Here is an 18,264-nt window from a genome sequence, read left to right on the forward strand (position 1 = left end):
CCTATTTGACTGAGCCCAGCATTCCCTGGACGAATTGGCGTTGCATGAAGAAGAAGACGGCGAGGGTGGGAAGTGTCGCGAGAATGGTGCCGACCATGACGACGCCGTAGTCGGGGTAGTAGGCGGAAGCGAGCGAGGAGATGACCAGCGTGATCGTCTTCTGCTCGTTCGACTGCAGCACGATCAGCGGCCAGAGATAGTTGTTCCACGCCGTCATGAAGACGATGATGAAGGCCGCCGCATAGGTCGAGCGCATGACCGGCACATAGATGAACAGGAAGATCTGCCATTCCTTGAGCCCGTCGACCTTGGCGGCGTCCCGCAGTTCCGACGGGAAGGCCTTGGTGGTCTGGCGGAAATAGAAGACGACGAAGGCAGAGCCGATGGTCGGCAGCACGACAGCGAGGTGCGTGTTGATCAGCCCCGCCTTGCCCATCATGATGAACAGCGGAATCATCAGCGCGGCAAACGGGATCATCATCGTCAACAGAAGGGCGCTGTAGATCCTATCGCGGTGGCGCGAGCGGAACATCTCGAAGCCGTAGCCAGCCAACGACGACACGGCGAGCGTCAGCACCGTCGCGAGAATGGCGATCTTGGCCGAATTCCAGAAGACCAGCGGTGCGTTCACCTGGGTGAAGAAAGTGGCGATGTTGGTGGCAAGCGCGCTGCCCGGCATCATCCTGCCCTTGATGATGTCGATCGAAGAATTGGTCGCGCCGAGCAGCATCCAGACGAAGGGAAAGATCGAGAGAAAGGCCATCAGCCCGACGAAGCCGTAGGTGACGATGGTGCCGACGATACGTGTGGTTCCGTTGTTCATCGGTCGCGCTCCCGTGCCGCGAAGAATTGCAGGCAGGCGAGCAGGGCGACGAGCACCACGATCACATAGGAGACCGTCGCCGCGTAGCCGAAATTCGGCATGAAGCGGAAGGTCAGGTTGTAGATATAGAGCGACAGGGTCAGCGTGGCGTTGGACGGTCCGCCCTTGCCTTCGGTGAGGTTATAGACCTCGTCGAAGAGCTGGATCGTGCCGATCGTCGAGATGATCGTCGTGAACAGAATGACGGGCTTCAACAGCGGGATAGTGATGTGGGTGAAACGCGCCCAGGCAGGCACGCCGTCTATCCGCGCGACCTCGTAGATCGACTTGTCGATGTTCTGCATCGCCGCGAGATAGAAGATCATGTTGTAGCCGGTCCAGCGCCAGGTGATGGCGAGTATGACGAGCACCTTCGCCCAGAAGGGATGGGTCAGCCACGGGATCGGCGAGGCGATGAGGCCGATCGCCTCGAGCGTCGAGTTGACGATCCCGTCGAGCGCGAACATGCCCTTGAACAGCACCGAGTAAGCAACCAGCGAGGTGACGCAGGGCAGGAAGATGGCGGTGCGGAAGAAGCCGCGGCCGACGAGTTTCGGATTGTTGAGCAGCGACGCAAGGATCAGCGCCAGCAGGATCATGATCGGCACCTGCATGACGAAATAGGTCAGCGTGTTCGTCAGTGCCTTGATGAAGACCGGATCGTTCCAGAGGCGGATGATGTTCGAAAAGCCGGCGAATTTCAGCATCATGCCGCGGCCGGACTGGAACGACATCCACAGCGACCAGACGATCGGATAGATCATGAAAAGGGCGATCAGCCCGAGTGCCGGCGCGACGAAGAGCCAGCCATTGACGTTATAATATCGGCCGATGCCGCCGCGACGCGCGAGAGCCATCATCATCCCCATGGATAGCAGGAGCCGTTGGCCGCGGCGTGTTTACCGCGGCCAGGAGCAATGCAGATAATCGCCGCGACGATTACTGGACCTGTGCGCTGACCTCGGCGTCGATCGCCTTCAGGATGTCGTCGACGGGCGTTCCCTGCTGCAGTGCCGGAAGCTGTGCGGTAACGGCCGTGTCCGCCTCGTTGGTGAAGACGCCGTAGTTGACAGAGGGGACCTTCGCGAGCCAGTCGGAGAAGTTCTGCCAGACCTTTTCGCCACCGAAGAAGGCATCGGCCTCGCCATAGGCGGCCCCGCCGCGGGCAGCGAGCAGTGAGCCGACGGCGCCGCGGTCCGTAAGGATCGTCTGGTAGAAGTCGACGTCCTTGGCGTAGACCTCGTTCAGGAAGTCGATCGCTTCGGCCTTCTCGGCTGAGCTTTCAAGCACGTACCAGCTCGAGCCGCCGAGGTTCGAGGCGTGCGTCGCGCCGTCGATCGAAAGCGCCGGGATCGGCGCCACGCCCCATTTGCCCGACTGGTCCGGCTGCGCCTTGACGGTGCCGGTGATCCAGACGCCGGTGATGACGGTGGCGACATCGCCGGACGTGAAGGTGCCGACCCAGTCGGCCCAGCCGGCGGCGGGCTTGTAGATGTTGGCGGCCATGATCTTGCCGACTGTTTCAAGCGACGCCTTCAGCGCTGCGTTGCCGGTGATGTTCGTCTTGCCTTCCTTGTCGAAATACCATTGCCCGGCCGATTGCATGATGATGCGCACGAGCCCGGCGTCGGTCGGGTCGAGACCCATCATCTTCTTGCCGGTCTTGGCTTCGACCTGCTTTCCGATCTCGATGAAGCGATCCCAGGTGATGCCTTGCATGTCCTCCGGCTTGAAGCCGGCCTGCTCCAGATAGTCCTTGCGGTAGTAGAGGCCGGTGACGCCGGAATCGAACGGCATGCCGTAGACCTGGCCATCCAGCGTCATCAGCTCGACCTTGTAGGGAGCGAAGCCGGCGTAATCGACGGTGCCGGAGAGCGGCGCGAAGGCGCCGGGGAAGGACTGCAGATATTTCTGCGCGCCGTAGTCCTCGATGAGAACGATATCCGGCAGGGCGTCTGCGGTGCCGGACGAGAGGCCGGTCTGCAGTTTCTGCTCGACGTCGGCCTTGGCGAAATCGACGATATTGAAGGTCACGTCCGGGTGCGTCTTGGTGTAGCGCGCGCCGGCCTCCTTCATGATCGCGACGTTGAAGTTCGGATCCCAGCACCAGATGGTGATTTCCTTGGCCTCGGCGGCCGTGACGGCCAAGAAGCTGGCGCCTGCAAGCGCGATGGCGGCAAAGCGCGGCAGATAGGTACGCGTGTCCATAGTTTCTCCTCCCTCGAAATTCGTTCCCCGAGACGTTCCTCCTAGTCTCGGCGCGGAGTATTTCGCAAAATTCTGGAGAAGGCAATATTTCAGTAAATTTTTACCACGCGTTTTTTACCGACCGTTTTACGCACCGGGAGCGGCGGCTCTCGCCATCGTGCTGCCGCGCCAGACCATCTCGGTTCCGAGGATCACCTTCTTCGCCACGTCTCGCCCGGTCAGCCGCTCGACCAGGAGGTCAACGGCGGTCTCGCCGATCACTTCGGCGGGGATCTTCACCGTCGAAAGCGGCGGCCCGAGAAACTGGGCGACGGGAATGTCGTTGAAACTCGCCACGGCAACATCATCCGGGATCCGCAGGCCCATTTCGTGAATCGCGCGGTAAGCGCCGATCGCCATATTGTCGTTGCAGGTGACGAGGATCTTGGGCGGATTGGGCTTCGACAGCATCGCCTTGGCGAGCGTATAGCCGCTGTCGGGCGTCAGCTTTTCGACCATGCAGAGTTCGGGATCGTAGAGGCCGGCCTTCGTCATCCATTGTATGAAGGCGCGGCAGCGACGCTCCGAATGGATGTCGTCCTTGTCTCTGAAAGCGTCGATCCAGCCGAGAAAGCCGATGCGGCGGTAGCCCATGCCGTAAACGCCGTCGAGCAGGCGGTTCATCGCGATCGAGACGTCGCTCATCACACTGTCGTCGACGTCATCGTCGGGGGCAAAGTCCGCAAAGACCAGATGGCGGCTGTGCCGTCTCAGCCAATGCACCTCTTCGCCATAGTGGTGGCCGACGGCGACGACGCCGCTGGCGCCCTGCAGGATCGCGGCCTCCGGCAGGTTGCCGTTGTGGAAGACCTTGACCACCTCGATCTTCAGCGCCTGACAGCGGTTTTCGATGCCGAGCCGGACGCCGACATAATAGGGGTCGATCAGTTCCTGGGCGGGCTGAAGGAAATGCACCAGCGCGAATTTCAGGCCCTGCATTGCCCCGGCGCCGCGGCCGCGGTTGCGCGGGGTGGCGTAATTCAGCGCCTCGGCCGTTTCGATGATCGCCTGTCGCTTCTTGGTGGAGATCGAGAGGGTCGGATCGTAATTCAGCACCCGAGAAACAGTCGCCGAGGAGACGCCGACAGCCGAAGCGATTTCCTTGATTGTTACCATGTCCAACGTCCTGCCCACCGCCGCGGCCCTCCTTTCGGGCGCGGCGCAATTTTTATTTAGTAAAATTTTGCCTGGGCTTTTTCAATCGCTGGGCGTCTTATTTCGTTCATGGAACGGGGCGGAACCGCGCGTGGTCACGCGGCGCGGCCAATCGCCAAGGCCTGCGCTTGCAGTTCGTCGGAAAGAAACGCCCAAAGAGCCGAGACCGGGCGGGACGCCAGACCCTGATCGTCGGCGGCGAAAAGCCCCAGCTCGATCACCGGGGCAGGGGGCAGACCCTCTTCACCGCCGAGAACCCGCATCGTGTTTGGACGGATGTTGAGATCGAGGAGAACGGCTATGCCGAGGCCCGCCTCGATCATCGACTGGATGGAAGACAGGCTGGCGCTCGTCAGCACCGTGCGCCAGGGGCGATCCCCGCCCTTCAGCGCCTCGATCATCTTCTGCCGCCAAGTGCAGACGCCGTCGAAGGTGATGAGTGGCAGAGGCCCTTCCGCCGGCACCTCGAAACCGCGCGCCGCGACCCATCGGAGCGGCAGTCGCCAGGTAAGGATCGCCTCGCCGCGGATCAGCGCCGGGTCGCCGATCGCGACATCGAGCCGGCCCTGCGACAGCTTCTCCGACAACACGGTGCTTTCGGTCACCGTCAGTTCGAGCGCGACATTCGGATGGCATTCGGCAAACCGTTGCAACGCTTTTGGTAGCGAGCCGACCGCGATATCCTCGATCATGCCGAAGCGGATCGGTCCCTGGACGGCCTGCCCGGCAAGCGCCCGCCGGGCGCCGGCGCTCAGGCCCAGCATCTTCTGGGCATAGGGCAGCAGCACATGCCCGGCTTCGGTCAGGTCCATGCCCCTTGCATTGCGGTTCAGGAGCTTGGCGCCGAGATCGTCCTCCAGCCGGCGCAACTGCATGCTGACGGCCGCTTGCGTCCTGGCCAGCCGCTGCGCAGCGCCGCTGACGCTGCCGCATTCGGCGGTCACGACGAAGGCGCGCAAAAGGGCGATATCCAGATCATTCATATAACGATCCCTTATGAAGGTATCACAATTATTAGCGTTCCTTATTGTGCCGGGATTGTTATGTCTGTTCAAGCCCAAGGGGAGAACGGACATGGCGGAAACAGAGACGACAGCGAATAGCGCGTGGAGCGAACCGGGTGCGACGGATGACACCAACGGGCGCGTCACGCTTGCCATCGTCTTCTGCCTTCTCTCGATGTCGAGCGTGCAGTTTGGCGCAGCCCTTTCGAAGCCCGCCATGGAAAGCGTCGGAGCCTTTGGCGCAACCTGGCTGCGGCTATCCTGGGCGGCCGCCTTCCTGCTCATCCTCGTCCGCCCGCCTTTTCTCCGCTACACCCGAGCGCAATGGATTTCCGCGCTTTCGCTCGGCGCGACGATGGCGGTGATGACGCTCTGCTTCTTCGCGGCGATCGCCCGCATTCCCCTCGGCCTTGCCGTGGCGATCGAGTTTCTCGGTCCTCTGACGGTCGCTGCCGTTTTCGGCGGCCGTGGCTGGCGCCTGCTTTGTCCCGTTATCGCTGCGGCCGGCGTGCTCTGCCTCTCCTGGGACGGTTCCTCCTGGGTCGCAGATACGCGCGGGCTTCTGTTCGCCTTCGGTGCGGCGATCGGCTGGGGCGGCTACATCATCCTGATGAAGCAGGCTGGCCAACGTTTCAAGGGACTGGAAGGGCTCGCCGTTTCGCTGCTGTTTGCCGCGCTCTTTGCGACTCCGTTCGGCCTGTCTCAGGTGCAGTCCGGCTTCTCCTTCGACATGCTCTTGATGACGGCCGGGCTTGCCATCCTGGTGCCGCTGCTGCCTTATGCGCTCGAATTCATGGCGCTGCGGCGCATGCAGCCATCGGCCTTCGGCATCCTGATGAGCCTGGAGCCGGCGATCGGCGCGGGTGCCGGCTTCATCGTGCTGGGTCAGGCGCTTTCCCTCAACCAGATCTTCGGCGTGGCCCTCGTCATGCTCGCGAGCGCCGCCGGAACCTTGCTGGCGAAAGCCTAGAGCGCAGCCGCCAGGCTGTTTTGCCTGCCATCGGCTTTCTGAAACTCCCAGTTGGGGGCTGGCGCTTCAGCCCGCCGCGCCAACCTCTCCAAAAAAATAGGCGCGTTGCGCACGACAGGCGAGATGTGCCCGTTTACAAAAGTAATATTATATGATTTTTTCTCGATGGCTGCGTGGAGGCAGCTTTCTTTGGGAGGAAATCATGAAAATCGCCAAGGCACTTGCGAGTGCAACGATCCTTGCTGCCTGCACGTTTGGCAGCGCATCCGCGGCCGATCTGGTCGTCGGCTTTTCGCAGATCGGCTCGGAGTCCGGCTGGCGCGCCGCCGAGACGACACTGACCAAGCAGCAGGCCGAACAGCGCGGCATCGACCTCAAATTTGCTGACGCACAGCAGAAGCAGGAAAACCAGATCAAGGCGATCCGCTCCTTCATCGCGCAAGGGGTGAATGCCATCCTCGTGGCGCCAGTGGTTGCAACCGGCTGGGACGAAGTGCTGCAGGAAGCCAAGGACGCGGAAATTCCGGTCATCCTGCTCGACCGCACGGTCGATTCGTCGAATGAGCTTTACCTGACGGCCGTCACGTCCGACCTCGTGCATGAGGGCAATGTTGCCGGCAAATGGCTGGTCGACACGACCGCGGGCAAGCCCTGCAACGTCGTCGAGCTTCAGGGCACGACCGGCTCCTCGCCGGCGATCGACCGCAAGAAGGGATTTGAACAGGCGCTATCCGGCCACGACAACCTGAAGATCATCCGCAGCCAGACCGGCGACTTTACCCGCACCAAGGGCAAGGAAGTCATGGAAAGCTTCCTCAAGGCTGAGGACGGCGGCAAGAACATCTGCGCGCTCTATGCCCACAACGACGACATGGCCGTCGGCGCCATCCAGGCGATCAAGGAAGCCGGCCTGAAGCCGGGCAAGGACATCCTTGTCGTGTCGATCGATGCCGTTCCGGACATCTTCCAGGCGATGGCAGCCGGCGAAGCCAATGCCACGGTCGAGCTGACGCCGAACATGGCCGGTCCCGCATTCGATGCGCTTGCCGCCTTCCAGAAGGACGGCACCGCGCCGCCGAAGTGGATCCAGACGGAATCGAAGCTCTATACGCAAGCCGACGAGCCGCTGAAGGTCTACGAGGAAAAGAAGGGCCTCGGCTACTGACGTCGGCCGTGGCCCGCGCTGCTTCTCGCGCGGGCCACGCTCTTTCCCGAGTTTCCGTCTGAAGAGCACAGCTTGCCGCAGCTAGGCGCTGTGCTTCTCGTCAGTAGATACCAGCATCGCGGAGACGGTATCGATGCAGACCAATGACCACATTCTCCAGGCGATCCGGATCGAAAAGACTTTTCCGGGGACCAGAGCCCTCGACAAGGTCGATTTTCACCTCAGGCGCGGAGAGGTTCATGCGCTGCTTGGCGAAAACGGTGCCGGCAAGTCGACCCTGATCAAATGCCTGACCGGCGCCTATCGTCGCGACGGCGGCGCCATCCTGCTCGACGATGCCGAGGTTGATCCGCGCGACACCTTCGAAGCCCAGGCGCTCGGCATCGGCACGGTCTATCAGGAGGTCAACCTGCTGCCGAACCTGACGGTTGCCGAGAACCTCTTCCTCGGGCGCCAGCCGCGCCGCTTCGGCATGGTTGACGCCCGTGCCATGAATCGGCGGGCTCGGGATCTGCTTGCCGATTATGAACTCGACATCGACGTCACCCGCGATCTCGCCAGCTATTCGGTGGCGATCCAGCAGGTGGTCGCCATTGCCCGCGCCGTCGATCTCTCCGGCAAGGTGCTGATCCTCGACGAGCCGACGGCGAGCCTCGATGCGCATGAGGTGGCGATGCTGTTCCGCATTATCCGGCGCCTCAAGGCACGCGGGCTCGGCATCGTCTTCGTCACCCACTTCCTCGAACAGGTCTATGAGATTTCCGACCGGATTACCGTGCTTAGGAACGGGCAGCTCGTCGGAACGCGCGAAACCGCCGGTCTTGATCGGCGCGAGCTGATTGCGATGATGATTGGCCGCGAGCTGGCGGCGGAAATCCACGCGCCGCGCGCCGAGGCCCAGCAAGGGCCGTTGCGCTACCGCTTCCGAAACTACGGCCGCAAGGGGCGCGTCCGACCCTTCGACCTCGATGTCCGAGCCGGCGAAGTGGTCGGCATGGCCGGCCTGCTCGGCTCCGGACGGACGGAGACCGCCGAGCTTCTCTTCGGCGCCCATCGCGCTGACAGCGGCGGGGCCGAGATCGATGGTCGTGCGGTCGACCTTGCGTCGCCGCGCGCTGCCATTCGCCATCGCTTTGGCTTCTGCCCGGAGGATCGCAAGACTTCGGGCATTATCGGCGATCTCTCGGTGCGCGAGAACATCGTGCTGGCGCTGCAGGCCCGCCGCGGCTGGACGCGGCCGATCTCGCGGGCGGAGCAGAACCGGCTGGCGGACCACTATATTCGCGCGCTCGATATCCGCACGGCCGATCGGGAGAAGCCGATCAAGCTTCTGTCCGGCGGCAACCAGCAGAAAGCGATCCTCGCGCGCTGGCTCGCGACCGAGCCCGAATTTCTGATCCTCGACGAGCCGACGCGCGGCATCGATGTCGGCGCCCATGCGGAAATCGTCAAGCTGATCGAGGCGCTGCGCGAGAAGGGCCTGTCGCTGATCGTCGTCTCCTCGGAGATCGAGGAACTGGTCGCTTACAGCACCCGGGTCATCGTGCTTCGCGACCGCGCCCATGTCGCCGAACTCGACGGCAGCCGCATCACTGCCAGTGAGATCGTCGAAGCGATCGCCGCAACCAATGAAAGGAGGACGTCGTGACGTCGTTCCTCAGGCTCTATTTCAACCGGTTGCTGCCGCAGCTGATTGCGCTCGGAATAATCGTCGCGGCGGTATCACTGGTGTTTCCCGGCTTCCTCAACCTGCAGATCCAGAATGGCCGCCTCTATGGCAGCCTCATCGATATCCTCAATCGCGGCGCGCCGGTGGTGCTTTTGGCAATCGGCATGACGGTCGTCATCGCCACCAAGGGCATCGACCTCTCGGTTGGCGCGGTCATGGCGATCTGCGGCGCAACGGCCGCCGCGGCGATCACGTCGGGACACTCGCTCGCCGCGACGCTGCTGATCACGCTTGGCGTCGGTATCCTTTGCGGTCTCTGGAACGGGGTGCTGGTCGCGGTGCTCGACATCCAGCCGATCATCGCGACACTGGTGTTGATGGTCGCCGGTCGCGGCGTCGCCCAGCTCATCACCGAGGGGGCGATCCTGACCTTCAACGACCCCGGCCTCGTCTTCATCGGCAGCGGTTCCTTTGCCGGCCTACCGATGCCGGTGGTGATCTGGTTGATATTCGGCATATTGACTGCGCTGCTCGTAAGGCGGACGGCGCTCGGCATGCTGATCGAGGCGATCGGTGTCAATCGCCAGGCAAGCACGCTGTCCGGGGTGCTGACGCCTGTGCTGTTGATCGCCGCCTATGTGCTTTCCGGTCTCTGCGCTGCCATCGCCGGCATTATCGCCGCCGCTGACATCCGCGGTGCGGATGCCAACAATGCCGGTCTGTGGCTGGAGCTCGATGCCATCCTTGCGGTCGTCGTCGGCGGCACGTCGCTGCTCGGCGGCCGCTTCAGCATCGCGGCATCGGTGCTCGGCGCGATCATCATCCAGGCGATCAACACCGGCATTCTTCTCTCCGGCTTCCCGCCAGAGTTCAACCTGATCATCAAGGCCGCGATCATCGTCTTCATCCTGGTGCTTCAGTCGCCGCGCTTCCGCACGGCCTTTGCCTTCCTCGTGCCGGCGCGCGGTGCGAGAAACCCGAGCGAGCGAGCCGCAAAATGAAGCCGAAATATCTTCCGCTCACGGCAACGCTCGTGATCTTCCTGCTCGGCTACGCGCTTTGCGTGGCGCAATATCCGAACATGCTGTCGACGCGTGTCATCGGCAACCTTCTGACGGACAACGCCTTCCTCGGCATTGCCGCTGTCGGCATGACCTTCGTCATCATCTCCGGCGGCATCGATCTTTCGATCGGCTCGGTGATCGCCTTTACCGGCGTGTTTCTCGCCGTCGTGCTGGAACACACGAGCATCCACCCGCTCATTGCCTTCGCGATGGTTCTGGCGATCGCGACGCTCTTCGGCGCCGCGATGGGGGCGATCATCCACTATCTGGAAATGCCGCCGTTCATCGTCACGCTGGCGGGCATGTTCTTGGCGCGGGGCATGGCCTTCGTGTTGTCGATCGACAGCATTCCGATCAAGCATCCCTTCTACGCGACCTTGAAGGCGCTCTACTTCAAGCTGCCGGGCGGCGGGCGCATCACCCTGATTGGCGGCCTGATGTTGCTCGTCTTCGCGATCGGTATCCTGATCGCGCACCGCACACGCTTCGGCACCAATGTCTATGCGCTCGGCGGCGGCACGGCGACGGCGCGACTGATGGGCGTGCCGGTTGCGGCGACGACGATCCGCATCTATGCGCTCTCGGGCCTGCTTGCGGGATTGTCCGGCATCGTCTTTTCGCTCTACACCTCGGCCGGCTATTCCCTTGCCGCCGTCGGCGTCGAGCTCGACGCCATCACCGCGGTCGTCATCGGGGGCACGCTTTTGACCGGGGGTTCGGGCTTCGTTGCCGGCACGCTGGTGGGCATCCTCATTCAAGGGTTGATCCAGACCTACATCACCTTTGACGGATCGCTGTCGAGCTGGTGGACGAAGATCCTGATCGGCCTTCTGCTCTTTGCTTTTATCCTGCTGCAGAAGGGCATCATCTTCGTTTCGCGCCAGCGCCAGCAGCGGGCGTGAGGCAAGGGTCGCGCGATGTGGCCGTCCCCCCATCAGCCGCGCAAACGCACGAGCCACCGGCTCGTCGTCGAGGAACTCGGCCAGGCGGTGGTCGGAGGGGAATTCGCTGTCGGGGATATCCTGCCGGGTGATGTGGAGCTGGCGGCACGCTTCAACGTTTCGCGCACGGTCCTGCGCGAGGCGATGAAGACACTTGCCGCCAAGGGGCTGATTGTCGCCCGCGCCCGCATCGGCACGCGCGTGATGCCGCAGGCAAACTGGAACCTGTTCGATGGCGACGTGCTTTCCTGGCATTTCCGGGCCGGTGTCGACGAGGCGTTTCTCCGCCATGTCAGCGAGGTCCGTCTGGCGCTCGAGCCCTATGCGGCCGGACTGGCGGCACGCCGCGCCACGGACGCGGATATTTCCCAGATGATGCGGCTGGCCGTTGCCATGGGCGATGCCGGCCATAGCGCGCAGACGCTGGCGCGCGCCGATCTCGAATTCCATCTCCGTCTGCTTGAAGCGTCGCTCAATCCGTTCATGCAGACCGTCGGCAGCCTGATCGAGGCGGCGCTGATGGGTGTCTTTCAATTGAGCAACACGGCCGCCGATGGCGCCGAGATCGACCGCGTCGCGGTCGCGCATATCCGCATCGTCGAGCAGATCCGCCTGCGCAACGAGGAAGGTGCACGGGTTGCGATGGAGCAGGTGATCCGCGTCGGCCAGCAGCAGTTGATCGCCAATTTGAGGGCACGCGGCTGATCCGCAGCCGTGTCCGTCGGCAAGACACAAGGCGGAATTCGCCGCGCTGCTTGGCATTTGCCGGCACCTGCGCGTAGGCTGCCGTTGTGGGCGGAGAAACCCAAATCCCGATGCGACCGGGCCGCCGACAGAGCGAGCGGGGAGAGCAGGGTGAAACAGGATGTGCTGATCGCCGGCGCGGGACCGACCGGCCTGGTGCTGGCTCTCTGGCTGACCGCCCAGGGTGTCAAGGTCCGCATCATCGACAAGAACGTTGGTCCCAGCCCGACATCGCGGGCGATGGTCGTGCATGCGCGAACACTTGAGCTTTACCGGCAGCTCGATCTGGCCGATGCCGTGCTCGAGGCGGGTCACCGCAACCCTTCGGTCAACCTCTGGGCGAAGGGCAAGGTCAAGGCGCGGATATCCTTCAGTCCGACCGGCGGGAAAATGACGCCCTATCCCTTCGTTCTTGTCTATCCGCAGGATCATCACGAGCGGCTGCTGGAGGCCCGACTGGCGGCCTTGGGCGTCAAGGTCGAGCGGCAGACCGAGCTTGTCGAGTTCGAGCATGACGCCGCCGGGGTGAGCGCTCGCTTGCAGTTGCCCGATGGTGGCTCGGACGTTTGCACGGCGCAGTATCTTGCCGGGTGCGACGGCGCGCGCTCGCCGGTCCGGCACGGACTGGAGGTCGATTTTGCCGGCGGAACCTACGACCAGACCTTTTACGTCGCTGACGTTGAAGTGAGTGGGGCGACTGCGAATGGAGAAGCCCATATATCGCTCGAAACCGGTGATTTCGTCGCCTTGCTCGCCTATGCCGAGGGGCGGGGCCGCCTCATCGGTCTGGTGCGGGAGAAGCGGGAGGATGCAGACGCACTCACCTTCGCCGATGTGAGCCATCGCGCCATCGAAAGCCTTCGCCTCACCGTCGACAAGGTCAACTGGTTCTCCACCTACCGTGTGCATCATCGTGTCGCCGATCGCTTCGGGCGCGGGCGCGTGTTTCTGCTCGGCGACGCTGCGCATGTGCATAGTCCGGTCGGCGGCCAGGGCATGAACACCGGCATCGGCGACGCCATCAATCTGGCCTGGAAGCTTGCAGCGGTGCTGAAGGGACAGGCGCCGGACCGCCTGCTCGCCAGCTATGAAGGCGAACGGATCGCATTTGCCCGCCAGCTCGTCGAAACGACCGACCGGCTGTTCACCTTCGTGACGGCCGAAGGCAGCGTCGCGGATTTCCTGCGCATCCACGTCGCCCCAGCCTTGGCTGGTGTCGCCTACCGCGTCGGCGGTGTCAGAGAATTCCTGTTTCGCATCCTGTCGCAGACGCAGCTCAACTATCGCGGCGGCCCCTTGAGCCGGAGTGCGCGCGGCCGGGTGCAGGGTGGCGATCGGCTGCCCTGGCTAGGCATCAATGGCCTCGACAATTACGCTTCGCTGGCGGCCATCGCCTGGCAGGTGCATGTCTATGGCGAGGCGCAAAACGACATAAGAGCTTGGTGCGCGGCCAAGCACATGCCGCTTCACGTCTTCCCATGGGGCGAGCAACAGGCTGCCGGCGGCCTGGTGCGGGATGCTGCCTATCTGTTGCGTCCGGACAGCTATGTGGCGGTGGTTGCGGACCGAGCGATGCCGGAAGCCCTCGAAGCCTACTTCGCCGAACAGGGGATCCGCCTGTCGGCGCCGGCTTGAGATTTCTCGAGACGGCGGCGCGGTGCGCCGCCGATGCATGGTCGCAAGGAGCGTCAAGCTGAGACGAGAGATACGATCCCTTGTCGGCTTGAACTCGACCGGCGGTCAGTGCCCGGCCGGCGTCTCGGCCTTGCCTTCCGCCGCTTCGCCTTCAACGGCCGGATGCCGGGAAATGCCCACGAGCTTGTGGCCGCGCTCACGCAGCCACTGGAAAGCGACGTAGAGCGCCGGAATGACGAAGATGCCGACGAGCGCTGCGGCAAGCATGCCGCCAGCGACACCGGTGCCGACCGCACGCCGACTGAGTTCGCCGGCGCCCTTGGCGACCACCAGCGGCACCAGGCCAACGATGAAGGCGAAGCTCGTCATCATCACGGCGCGGAAGCGGGCGCGGGCGCCCTCGATCGCCGCATCGACGATGCTTGCTCCAGCCTCGCGGTGCGCCTTGGCAAACTCGACGATCAGGATCGCGTTCTTCGAGGCGAGCGCGATCAGCACGACGAGGCCGATCTGCGCGTAGATGTCGAAGGACAGACCCGCGACGAGCACGGACAAGAGCGCGCCCGAGACGCCGAAGGCAACCGACAGGAGCACCGGCACGGGGATCGTCCAGCTTTCGTAGAGCGCGACGAGGAAGAGGTAGGCGAACAGCACGGCCATTGCCAGGATGGCGGTGGTCTTGCCCGCCGCCTCCAGCTCCTGCAACGCCGTTCCGGTCCATTCGTAGCTGTAGCCGGGCGGCAGGGTCGAGGCCGACAACGCTTCCATGGCGGCAAGCGCCTCGCCCGAGGAGTGGCCGGCGGACGGCTGGCCGTTCAGCGTGATCGAGCGATAATTGTTGTAGCGCACGATCGACTGGGGACCGACGATATAGTCGACCTTGGCGACCGAGGCGACCGGCACCATGTCGCCGCTCGTATTGCGCACGTGCAGGCGCTGGATGTCGTCGACGGCGTTGCGGTCGGCTTGCGCGGCCTGCATCGTCACCTTCCAGGTGCGGCCGAAGAGGTTGAAGTCGTTGACGTAGTAGCTGCCGAGCGTGCCCTGCAGCGTGGTGAAGAGGTCGCTCACCGAAACGCCGAGGGCCTGCAGGCGGTCGCGGTCGATATCGAGATAGAGCTGCGGCGAGCTTGCCGAATAGGTGGTGAAGGTCGGCCCGAGCGCCGGGTTCTGGTTGGCGGCGATAATCAAGCCGCCCGCCGTTGCCGAAAGATCGGCGACGGAACGGCCCTGCAGATCGAGCAACTGGTACTCAAAGCCCGAGCCGGTGCCGAGGCCCATGATTGGCGGCAGGTTGAAGGCGAAGATCTGCGCGCCGCGGATCGCCTGGCCCTTGACCATGGTCGTGCGGATCGCCGCCTCGACGCCGGCCGCTTCGCTCAGGCGTTCCGCAAAGGGTTTCATCGTGACGATCGCGAAGGCCGAGTTGGACTTCGACAAACCGTCGAGGAAGGAGTAGCCGGTGACGGTGATGACGTTGGCAACGCCCTCGATGCCGCCGAGCATCGTCTCGACCTGTTTCACGACTTCGTCGGTGCGGTTGTAGGAGGCGCCTTCCGGCAGACGGATTTCCGTGAAGAACGCGCCCTGGTCTTCCGCCGGCAGGAAGCCGGTCGGCACGACCTTGAAGAGGAAGCCCGTGGCGACGAAGGCGACCGCGAGCAGTGCCAGGCCGATGATGGCGCGCCGGGCGATGTGTCCGGCGACGAAGGCATAGCCGTCACGCCCCTTGTCGATGGTCCGCGAGATGTAACCGAGGATGCCGCGCTTCGGCCCATGATGGGGTTTCAAGAGCACCGCGCAGAGCGCCGGGCTGAGCGTCAGCGCGTTGATCGCCGAGATCACCATCGACACCGAAACGGCGACGGCAAACTGCTGGAACAGCTGGCCGCTGAGGCCAGGAATGAAGGCGACGGGCACGAAGACGGAGAGCAGCACGAGCGTGATGGCGACGATGGCGCCGGTGATTTCGCCCATCGCACGCCTTGCCGCTTCCGCAGCCGACAGGCCTGGATTTTCCTCCATCACCCGCTCGACGTTTTCGACGACCACGATCGCGTCGTCAACGACGATGCCGATCGCCAGCACCATGGCAAGCAGCGACACGGTATTGAGCGAGAAACCCATGGCGAGCAGCACGGCGAAGGTGCCGATGAGTGCGACGGGAACGGCAACGAGTGGGATCAGGGTCGCCCGCCAGTTTCCGAGGAACAGGAAGACGATGATGATGACGAGGATGAAGGCCTCAAACAGCGTCTCCTCGACGTTGTCGACGCTGGCTTCGACGAACTGGGCTGTGTCGTAGGAGACCGAATAGGTGAGGCCCGGCGGGAAGGATTTCGACAGCCGTTCCATCGCCTCCTGCACGCCCCTGGCGGCGGCAAGCGCGTTGGCGCCCGGCGCCTGGTAGGTGCCGATCATGGCGACCGGCTTGCCGTTGATCCGGGCGTTGGAATCGGAGCTGGCGGCGCCGAGCTCGACGCGCGCGACGTCGCGGATGCGCACATAGGAGCCGTCGGGCCGTGCCCTCAGAACCACGTCCTCAAACTGTTTGGGATCGGTGAGGCGCCCTTGCGTCTGGAGATTGAGCTGGAACAGCGGGTCGTCGGTCATCGGCTGGGCGCCGATGCGGCCGATCGCGGCCTGGACGTTCTGGGCCTTCAGCGCATTGATCACATCGGTCGGCGTCAGGTCGAGGCTGGTCATGCGGTCGATGTCGAGCACGACGCGCATCGAGTAGTCCTGGGCGCCGAAGAGCTGGGCATCGCCGACGCCGGGCACGCGCTTGACCGTGTCGAGCACGTTGATCGTGGCGTAGTTAGAGAGGAACAGGCTGTCGAAGTTCTGCTTCTCGTCCGCTGCAAAGATCGTGACGACCTGCATCAGCGCGGAGGACTTCTTGCGCACGCTGACGCCGCTCTGCTTGACCTCGGAGGGCAGGCCGGCCTCGGCGAGCGACACGCGGTTCTGCACGTTGACGGTGGCGATGTCGGGGTCGGTGCCGACGGCGAAGGTGACGGTCAGCGTATAAGAGCCGTCGGCGCCGCTCGTCGACTTCATGTAGAGCATGTCGTCGACGCCGACGACTTTGCTTTCGATCGGCTGGGCGACGGTGGTTTCGACCACGTCGGCGCCGGCGCCGGGATAACTGGCGGTGACGCTCACCTGCGGCGGCACGATATCGGGGAACTGGGCGATCGGCAGACGGGTGAGCGCAAGCAGACCCGCCAGCGTCAGCACGATGGAAATGACCGTGGCGAAGCGCGGGCGATCGATAAAGATCTCTGAAATCATCGCTTAGCCACCTGCTGCCGTGGCTGCATCGACGGTGATGCCGGGCCGCACCTTGCCGGCGCCCTCTGTGATGACGTTCTCGCCTTCCTTGAGGCCCTTGCTGATGACCGCCTGGCCGCGGGCGTTGCGTGACACGTCGATGCGGCGAAGCTCGACCTTGGAGCTGGCGTCGACCACCAGAACGAAGGCGCCCTGCTGGTCACGCTGGACCGCCTGCTGCGGCACGGCAAGCACGTTCTGCTTGTCGGATTGTTCGAGCATCACCCGCACCAGCGCACCGTCGAGCAGGATGCTGTCCGGATTGGGGAACTCGGCGCGCACGGTCACGGTGTCCGTCCCTTGCGAGACGTTGCTGGCGATAAAGTTGATCGTGCCTTTTTGCTTGTACTCGGTGCCGTTCGGAAGGCCGAGCCCGACATTGGCGCCGCCGCTGATCTCGCCCTTCAGCACCCGTTCGCGATAGGTGAGGTAAAGTGCGGTCGCCACCGGAAACTGGACATAGATCGGGTCGAGCCGGGTCAGCGTCACGAGCGGGCCGCTGTCCGGGCCGACGAGGGCGCCGACATCGGCCGCCGTCAGGCCGACGATGCCGTCGAAAGGCGCCGTGATCTTCGTATAGGAGAGGTTGAGGTCGGCGTTGTCCTTGCTGCCCTTGAGCCGGATCAGGTCGCCTTCGGCTTTCCTGACTTGCGCGTGCGCTTCGTCGACCTTGGCTTGGCTGATCGTCTTGCTGGTGAGGAGCTGCTCGGCGCGGTCGCGCTCGAGGATCGCGAATTCCTTGGCGGCTTCGGCCGCCTCGATCTGCCCTTCGATCTCCTGCACGGCGGCGCGGTAGGCGCCGTCTTCCACCCGGTAGAGCTCCGTGCCCGCCGTCACCTTCTGCCCTTCGGTGAAGTTGACCGCCTCGAGGAAACCCGAAACGCGGGCGCGAATATCGACTTTCTGGATCGCCGTAACCTTGCCCGTCAGATCCACGCTCTCGCGCAGGTCCATGATGGTGGCCGGCGCCACGACCACGGCTGGCGCCTGCTGCGCCAATGCCGTTTGCGCGGAAAACCCGATCGCGACAAGCAGTGCTGATGATAGTGAAAGGGCAGGAATTCTCGAACGACGCATGCAACGTTCCCCCTGAACGAAACAGCTGGAGATAAGATCAGTCCTTGGCAGTGCATTGAAATCAGAACATGTTCTCCGCGCCAAGTCACGCAATCATGGGTTGATTTAAGTGGAGGCTTGCAAAGATGATGCAAATACCCGCGAAAGGCGGGTTCAGAGAGAACTTGTCACAAAAGCAATGATTTGCCAGACCATCGTCCGTTCACGGCAGAGGGAGGCGACAGGCTGATTTTGTCGGATTTCGGTTGAGGGAGATGCGTGGAGGCGAACGTTTTACGTGTGCCACATCGTCACAATTGACGAGACCGGTCTGCAACCTCCGGTGACAGTTTCGCGAAGCCGCTGGGCAGACAGGTCCCGGCGCGATGCCGGGACCATGCTTAGTACTGTTGCCGGAT

14 protein-coding genes are annotated in these 18,264 nt (G+C 63.4%); 7 read left to right on the forward strand and 7 right to left on the reverse strand.

Annotated elements, in window-relative coordinates; translation table 11 throughout:
* Nucleotide 1: 1 nt before the first annotated feature.
* The 5 genes from IB277_RS23265 to IB277_RS23285 all read right to left on the reverse strand — a co-directional run bounded on the left by IB277_RS23265 (nucleotide 2) and on the right by IB277_RS23285 (nucleotide 5,247).
* The gene (locus IB277_RS23265) at nucleotides 2-823 is read right to left on the reverse strand and encodes a carbohydrate ABC transporter permease (protein ID WP_051659165.1); all 822 of its coding nucleotides are present in this window, start codon (nucleotides 821-823) and stop codon (nucleotides 2-4) included.
* Nucleotides 820-1,719, reverse strand: a complete 900-nt coding sequence (locus IB277_RS23270) for a carbohydrate ABC transporter permease (protein WP_192371922.1) — start codon at nucleotides 1,717-1,719, stop codon at nucleotides 820-822. Before IB277_RS23270 ends, IB277_RS23265 begins: the two co-directional genes overlap by 4 nt.
* A gap of 82 nt (nucleotides 1,720-1,801) precedes the next feature.
* Nucleotides 1,802-3,070 carry an ABC transporter substrate-binding protein gene (locus IB277_RS23275; RefSeq protein WP_192371923.1) on the reverse strand — a complete coding sequence of 423 codons (1,269 nt, stop codon included), beginning with the start codon at nucleotides 3,068-3,070 and terminating at the stop codon, nucleotides 1,802-1,804.
* Nucleotides 3,071-3,196: 126 nt separating this feature from the next.
* The gene (locus IB277_RS23280; RefSeq protein ID WP_034789603.1) at nucleotides 3,197-4,225 is read right to left on the reverse strand and encodes a LacI family DNA-binding transcriptional regulator; all 1,029 of its coding nucleotides are present in this window, start codon (nucleotides 4,223-4,225) and stop codon (nucleotides 3,197-3,199) included.
* A 134-nt stretch (nucleotides 4,226-4,359) separates the two neighbouring features.
* Nucleotides 4,360-5,247: a LysR family transcriptional regulator gene (locus IB277_RS23285; RefSeq protein WP_060585689.1), complete on the reverse strand. Its 888-nt coding sequence runs from the start codon at nucleotides 5,245-5,247 to the stop codon at nucleotides 4,360-4,362.
* Nucleotides 5,248-5,338: 91 nt separating this feature from the next.
* Here IB277_RS23285 and IB277_RS23290 point away from each other — a divergent pair, with 91 nt between their 5' ends.
* The 7 genes from IB277_RS23290 (at nucleotide 5,339) to IB277_RS23320 (ending at nucleotide 13,456) form a co-directional block, all read left to right on the forward strand.
* The gene (locus IB277_RS23290; protein ID WP_060585691.1) at nucleotides 5,339-6,238 is read left to right on the forward strand and encodes a DMT family transporter; all 900 of its coding nucleotides are present in this window, start codon (nucleotides 5,339-5,341) and stop codon (nucleotides 6,236-6,238) included.
* A gap of 202 nt (nucleotides 6,239-6,440) precedes the next feature.
* The gene (ytfQ, locus tag IB277_RS23295; protein ID WP_034789595.1) at nucleotides 6,441-7,403 is read left to right on the forward strand and encodes a galactofuranose ABC transporter, galactofuranose-binding protein YtfQ; all 963 of its coding nucleotides are present in this window, start codon (nucleotides 6,441-6,443) and stop codon (nucleotides 7,401-7,403) included.
* A gap of 133 nt (nucleotides 7,404-7,536) precedes the next feature.
* On the forward strand, nucleotides 7,537-9,051 hold the full coding sequence (gene ytfR, locus IB277_RS23300; protein WP_112985540.1) for a galactofuranose ABC transporter, ATP-binding protein YtfR: 1,515 nt from the start codon (nucleotides 7,537-7,539) through the stop codon (nucleotides 9,049-9,051).
* A complete protein-coding gene (locus tag IB277_RS23305; RefSeq protein ID WP_060519347.1) occupies nucleotides 9,048-10,073 on the forward strand; it encodes an ABC transporter permease in 1,026 nt (341 codons plus the stop codon). The genes ytfR and IB277_RS23305 overlap by 4 nt, the downstream gene beginning before the upstream one ends.
* Entirely contained in the window at nucleotides 10,070-11,038 is a 969-nt protein-coding gene (gene yjfF, locus IB277_RS23310) for a galactofuranose ABC transporter, permease protein YjfF (protein ID WP_034789588.1), read from the forward strand. Before IB277_RS23305 ends, yjfF begins: the two co-directional genes overlap by 4 nt.
* A gap of 15 nt (nucleotides 11,039-11,053) precedes the next feature.
* Nucleotides 11,054-11,782 carry a FadR/GntR family transcriptional regulator gene (locus IB277_RS23315; RefSeq protein ID WP_060528942.1) on the forward strand — a complete coding sequence of 243 codons (729 nt, stop codon included), beginning with the start codon at nucleotides 11,054-11,056 and terminating at the stop codon, nucleotides 11,780-11,782.
* Between the two features lie 150 nt (nucleotides 11,783-11,932).
* The gene (locus IB277_RS23320) at nucleotides 11,933-13,456 is read left to right on the forward strand and encodes an FAD-dependent monooxygenase (protein WP_192371925.1); all 1,524 of its coding nucleotides are present in this window, start codon (nucleotides 11,933-11,935) and stop codon (nucleotides 13,454-13,456) included.
* 105 nt (nucleotides 13,457-13,561) lie between these two features.
* On the opposite strand, the gene IB277_RS23325 is transcribed toward IB277_RS23320, so the two are convergent.
* Together IB277_RS23325 and IB277_RS23330 are read right to left on the reverse strand one after the other, a co-directional pair.
* Nucleotides 13,562-16,750, reverse strand: coding sequence for an efflux RND transporter permease subunit (locus IB277_RS23325; RefSeq protein WP_192371927.1), 3,189 nt, complete (start codon nucleotides 16,748-16,750; stop codon nucleotides 13,562-13,564).
* Between the two features lie 3 nt (nucleotides 16,751-16,753).
* Nucleotides 16,754-17,866, reverse strand: coding sequence for an efflux RND transporter periplasmic adaptor subunit (locus IB277_RS23330; protein WP_034789574.1), 1,113 nt, complete (start codon nucleotides 17,864-17,866; stop codon nucleotides 16,754-16,756).
* Nucleotides 17,867-18,264: the final 398 nt, after the last annotated feature.

It is taken from the genome of Ensifer sp. ENS07 (assembly GCF_014852185.1).
Lineage (GTDB): Bacteria > Pseudomonadota > Alphaproteobacteria > Rhizobiales > Rhizobiaceae > Ensifer > Ensifer adhaerens.

Coding starts and splice junctions, on each gene's coding strand:
- IB277_RS23270 (WP_192371922.1), bottom strand. CDS start 1,719: ATGGCTCTCGCGCGTCGCGGCGGCATCGGCCGATATTATAACGTCAAT.
- IB277_RS23285 (WP_060585689.1), bottom strand. CDS start 5,247: ATGAATGATCTGGATATCGCCCTTTTGCGCGCCTTCGTCGTGACCGCC.
- IB277_RS23290 (WP_060585691.1), top strand. CDS start 5,339: ATGGCGGAAACAGAGACGACAGCGAATAGCGCGTGGAGCGAACCGGGT.
- IB277_RS23325 (WP_192371927.1), bottom strand. CDS start 16,750: ATGATTTCAGAGATCTTTATCGATCGCCCGCGCTTCGCCACGGTCATT.
- IB277_RS23315 (WP_060528942.1), top strand. CDS start 11,054: ATGTGGCCGTCCCCCCATCAGCCGCGCAAACGCACGAGCCACCGGCTC.
- yjfF (WP_034789588.1), top strand. CDS start 10,070: ATGAAGCCGAAATATCTTCCGCTCACGGCAACGCTCGTGATCTTCCTG.
- ytfQ (WP_034789595.1), top strand. CDS start 6,441: ATGAAAATCGCCAAGGCACTTGCGAGTGCAACGATCCTTGCTGCCTGC.
- IB277_RS23265 (WP_051659165.1), bottom strand. CDS start 823: ATGAACAACGGAACCACACGTATCGTCGGCACCATCGTCACCTACGGC.
- IB277_RS23330 (WP_034789574.1), bottom strand. CDS start 17,866: ATGCGTCGTTCGAGAATTCCTGCCCTTTCACTATCATCAGCACTGCTT.
- IB277_RS23275 (WP_192371923.1), bottom strand. CDS start 3,070: ATGGACACGCGTACCTATCTGCCGCGCTTTGCCGCCATCGCGCTTGCA.
- IB277_RS23280 (WP_034789603.1), bottom strand. CDS start 4,225: ATGGTAACAATCAAGGAAATCGCTTCGGCTGTCGGCGTCTCCTCGGCG.
- ytfR (WP_112985540.1), top strand. CDS start 7,537: ATGCAGACCAATGACCACATTCTCCAGGCGATCCGGATCGAAAAGACT.